Origin of the sequence: Collinsella sp. D33t1_170424_A12, assembly GCF_015554865.1 — a bacterium.
GTDB lineage: Bacteria > Actinomycetota > Coriobacteriia > Coriobacteriales > Coriobacteriaceae > Collinsella.
The window spans coordinates 1-3,691 of the sequence record NZ_JADNJJ010000110.1; the positions used below are offsets into that span (position 1 = coordinate 1).

Consider the following 3,691-nt stretch of genomic DNA (forward strand, 5'->3'; position numbering starts at 1 on the left):
ATGATGAGGGCGGGTGAGACGGCGACCGTCGCGCGCGTGAAGGGCGCGTCCGACGTGAAGCGGCATCTCGAGACCCTTGGATTCGTCGAGGGCTCGCAGGTGCACGTGGTGACGGCTGGCGGCGGAAACATCATCGTCATGGTGAAGGGCGCGCGCTTCGGTCTCGATGCCAAGGTCGCCCGCAACGTCATGGTCGCTTAGGCTTGCACGTCTGGGAACAGGAGGAAGGTATGAAAACGCTGGGAGAGGTGCCGGTGGGGGAGTCCGCCGTCATCGTGAAGCTGCATGGCGAGGGGCCGCTGCGCCGGCACCTCATGGATCTGGGGTTGATCAAGGGCACGCCGTTCAAGGTCGTGAAAGTCGCTCCCCTGGGCGATCCGGTCGAGATCTCGGTGCGCGGATACGAGCTGTCCATCCGCAAGGAAGAGGCGGCCATCGTCGAGGTGCGGTAGCGCATTTTTTTTGAGCATTAAGTTACCCATATCTAACAAATGCTACGTCGCGGATGCCGTATATCGCACGGCCCCGGACAGGATGCAAGGGAAGGAACTATGGCAGAAACGAGCATGCATATCGCGCTGGCGGGCAACCCCAACTGCGGTAAGACCACGCTGTTCAACCTGATTACGGGTCAGAACGGCTACGTGGGCAACTGGCCGGGCGTCACGGTGGAGAAGAAGGAGGCGCGCCTCTCCTCCGATAAGGGCGTCGTCGTCACCGACCTGCCCGGCATCTACTCCCTCTCGCCCTACAGCCCCGAGGAGCGCGTGAGCCGCGACTACCTCATGGGCGGCGAGCCCGATGCCGTCATCCAGGTTCTCGATGCCACCAACCTCGAGCGCAACCTGTACCTGGCGCTCCAGGTTATCGAGACGGGGCTTCCCGTGGTGGTCGCGCTGAACATGGCCGATCTGGTGGAGAAGAACGGCGACAGGATCGACGTGCCCGCGCTCGAGCGCGCGCTGGGCTGCCCCGTGGTCTTGATCTCAGCGCTGAAGAACACGGGCGTCGACGACCTGCTGGAAACGGCGAAGCGCTCCGCGGCTCGCAAGGCCGCTCCGAAGCGCCATGCATTCGATGCCGCGGTCGACGGCGTGCTCGAGCGCATCGAACACCAGCTGCCCGCCCGCGTGCCCGCTGCCAAGCGCCGGTACTACGCGGTGAAGCTGTTCGAGCGCGATGCCGAGGCAGCCGCCTCGCTCGCCCTCGACGCCGCGGCCGCCGAGCGCATCGAGCAGCTGGTGGCGGCATGCGAGGCGGATTGCGACGACGACGCGGAGTCGATCATCACCGGCGAGCGCTATGCCGTGATCGCCCATATCGTGGACGAGTGCCTGCATCGGGCACCGGCGCGCATGAGCACATCGGAGAAGATCGACCGTATCGTCACCAATCGCTGGCTGGGCCTGCCGATCTTCGCCCTGATCATGTTCGGCGTGTACTACCTGTCCATCTCGACCTTCGGCACGGCCATGACCGATTGGGTCAACGACAACCTCTTCGGCGAGGGCTGGGAGCTCTTCGGAGCCGCCATGCCCAGCGTGCCCGCGCTCTTCGAGGGCTGGCTCTCCGCTGCCGGCGCGTCCGACATGGTGATCTCCTTGGTGTGCGACGGCATCGTCGCCGGCGTGGGCGCGGTGCTCGGCTTCATTCCGCAGATGTTCGTGCTGTTCGTGCTGCTGTCCTTCCTTGAGGACTGCGGCTACATGGCGCGCGTCGCGTTCGTCATGGACCGCGTGTTCCGCCGCTTCGGCCTGTCCGGCAAGTCGTTCATCCCCATGCTCGTCTCCACGGGCTGCGGCGTGCCCGGCGTGCTGGCCACCAAGACGATCGAGAACGAGAAAGACCGCCGCATGACGGTCGTGACCACCACGTTCATCCCGTGCGGCGCCAAGCTGCCCGTCATCGCGCTGGTCATGGGCGCGCTCATCGGCGACGCCGAATCCACCTGGATCGCGCCCCTCTTCTACTTCCTGGGCGTCGTCGCGGTCATCGTCTCGGGCATCATGCTCAAGAAGACGAAGCTGTTCGCCGGCCGCCCCACCCCCTTCGTGATGGAGCTGCCCGCTTACCACATGCCGAGTGCGCGCAGCTGGGCCCTGCACGTGTGGGAGCGCGTGAGCGCCTATATCAAGAAGGCCTTCACGATCATCTTCGCATCCACCATCGTGGTGTGGTTCCTGTCGAACTTCGGCGTCTACGAGGGCGCGTTCGGATTCCTGCCCGCGATGGAGGGCATCCCCGAGGAGTTCACGAACTACTCGGTCCTCGCTGCGGTCGCCGGTGCCGTGAGCTGGATCTTCGCCCCGCTGGGCTTCGACTCCTGGCAGGCCACGGCCATGTCCGTCACCGGCCTGGTGGCCAAGGAGAACGTGATGGCCACGGCGGCCTCGCTGCTGCATCTGGCCGAGGCGACCGAGGCCGACCCCTCCCTGTGGAGCGCCTTCGCCGCGCTGTTCCCCAGCGTGGGCGCCATCGCCGCGTTCGGTGCGTTCAACCTGCTGTGCGCCCCCTGCTTCGCGGCCATGGGAACCATCCGCGCCCAGATGGGTTCGGCAAAGTGGACGGCTATCGCGCTGGGCTACGAGTGCGGCTTCGCATGGGTGGTGGGACTGCTCATCAACCAGTTCTACCTGGCTGCCCAGGGCGTCTTCGGCCTGTGGACCGTCGTCGCGGTCGTGTTGGCGGCAGGCATGCTGTTCCAGCTCTTCCGCCCCATGCCGAAGGGGGCGTGGGACGACGAGGCGGGCTCGGTCCCGGCCGCGCGCCCGCAGGAGGCACGCTAGACCGTGAACATCGTATACGGGGCCCGTTGCCACGGCGGCGGCCCCCGTCCCGTATTGCTATGCTGGATGTAAGGAGGAATGCGTATGGGACCGATCGATATCGTTATCCTGCTGGCCGTGGCCGCGGCGTTTGCCGCCGTGGTCATGCGCGTGCGCAAGAAGGGTACCTGCGGCGATTGCGGAAGCTCCGGCTCGTGTGCGGGTTCGTGCGCGGGATGCGCGACGCCCTCGCGCGCGGGCTGCCCCGCATGCGAGGGGGTCGACCGCGTGGCCGAGCGCCTCGGCCGCGACCTCTAGCGGGTTGCCGCATCATATCCACGTCTTCGCCGGGGGCGCGTGTCGGGACCGAACCGGCGCGCGCCCCCGGCGGCGTGCATGAAACCAGGACGAAACAAACGTATGAAACAATGGCTCGATGGCCGAAGGCCATGGTTGTTTCTTTGCGCGGGAGGGTGCCCTCATGGATCAGCAGCAGTACATCGATTTCGTGCTCCGCACGGTCGAGGAGCGCGACATACGCTTCATTCGCCTGTGGTTTGCGGACGTGCTGGGCCGGCTCAAGAGCTTTGCCATCGCGCCCGAGGACCTCGAGGTCGCGTTCGAGGAGGGCATCGGTTTCGACGGCTCCGCCATCGAGGGCTTTACCACGCCCGATGAGGCCGACATGCTCGCGTTTCCCGATCCCTCGACCTTCCAGGTCCTGCCATGGCGCCCGAGCCACGACGGGGCCGCGCGTATTTTCTGCGACGTATGCACCCCGGATCGCGAGCTGTTCGCGGGCGATCCGCGCGAGTGCCTGCGCCGCATGTTCTACAAGGCCGAGAAGGCCGGCTTCATCATGAACGTTGGCGCCGAGCTCGAGTTCTACTACTTCCCCGACGAGCACACGCCCGAGCCGCTCGACG

5 protein-coding genes are annotated in these 3,691 nt (G+C 66.0%); all 5 read left to right on the forward strand.

Features of this window, described 5'->3' with window-relative positions; genetic code table 11:
• Positions 1 to 201 (forward strand): FeoA family protein (locus I2E26_RS04795; protein WP_195419816.1); only part of this gene is annotated, 201 nt, incomplete at its 5' end.
• A 29-nt stretch (positions 202 to 230) separates the two neighbouring features.
• Positions 231 to 452 carry a FeoA family protein gene (locus I2E26_RS04800; RefSeq protein WP_147587503.1) on the forward strand — a complete coding sequence of 74 codons (222 nt, stop codon included), beginning with the start codon at positions 231 to 233 and terminating at the stop codon, positions 450 to 452.
• Positions 453 to 551: 99 nt separating this feature from the next.
• A complete protein-coding gene (gene feoB, locus I2E26_RS04805; protein WP_195419817.1) occupies positions 552 to 2,786 on the forward strand; it encodes a ferrous iron transport protein B in 2,235 nt (744 codons plus the stop codon).
• Positions 2,787 to 2,870: 84 nt separating this feature from the next.
• Entirely contained in the window at positions 2,871 to 3,083 is a 213-nt protein-coding gene (locus tag I2E26_RS04810; protein ID WP_147587505.1) for a hypothetical protein, read from the forward strand.
• 163 nt (positions 3,084 to 3,246) lie between these two features.
• On the forward strand, positions 3,247 to 3,691 hold a 445-nt coding region (locus tag I2E26_RS04815; protein ID WP_195419818.1), incomplete at its 3' end, for a glutamine synthetase beta-grasp domain-containing protein.

Bases quoted from the DNA above. Each gene is read 5' to 3' on its own strand.
- I2E26_RS04810 (WP_147587505.1), top strand. From the start codon at position 2,871: ATGGGACCGATCGATATCGTTATCCTGCTGGCCGTGGCCGCGGCGTTT.
- feoB (WP_195419817.1), top strand. From the start codon at position 552: ATGGCAGAAACGAGCATGCATATCGCGCTGGCGGGCAACCCCAACTGC.
- I2E26_RS04800 (WP_147587503.1), top strand. From the start codon at position 231: ATGAAAACGCTGGGAGAGGTGCCGGTGGGGGAGTCCGCCGTCATCGTG.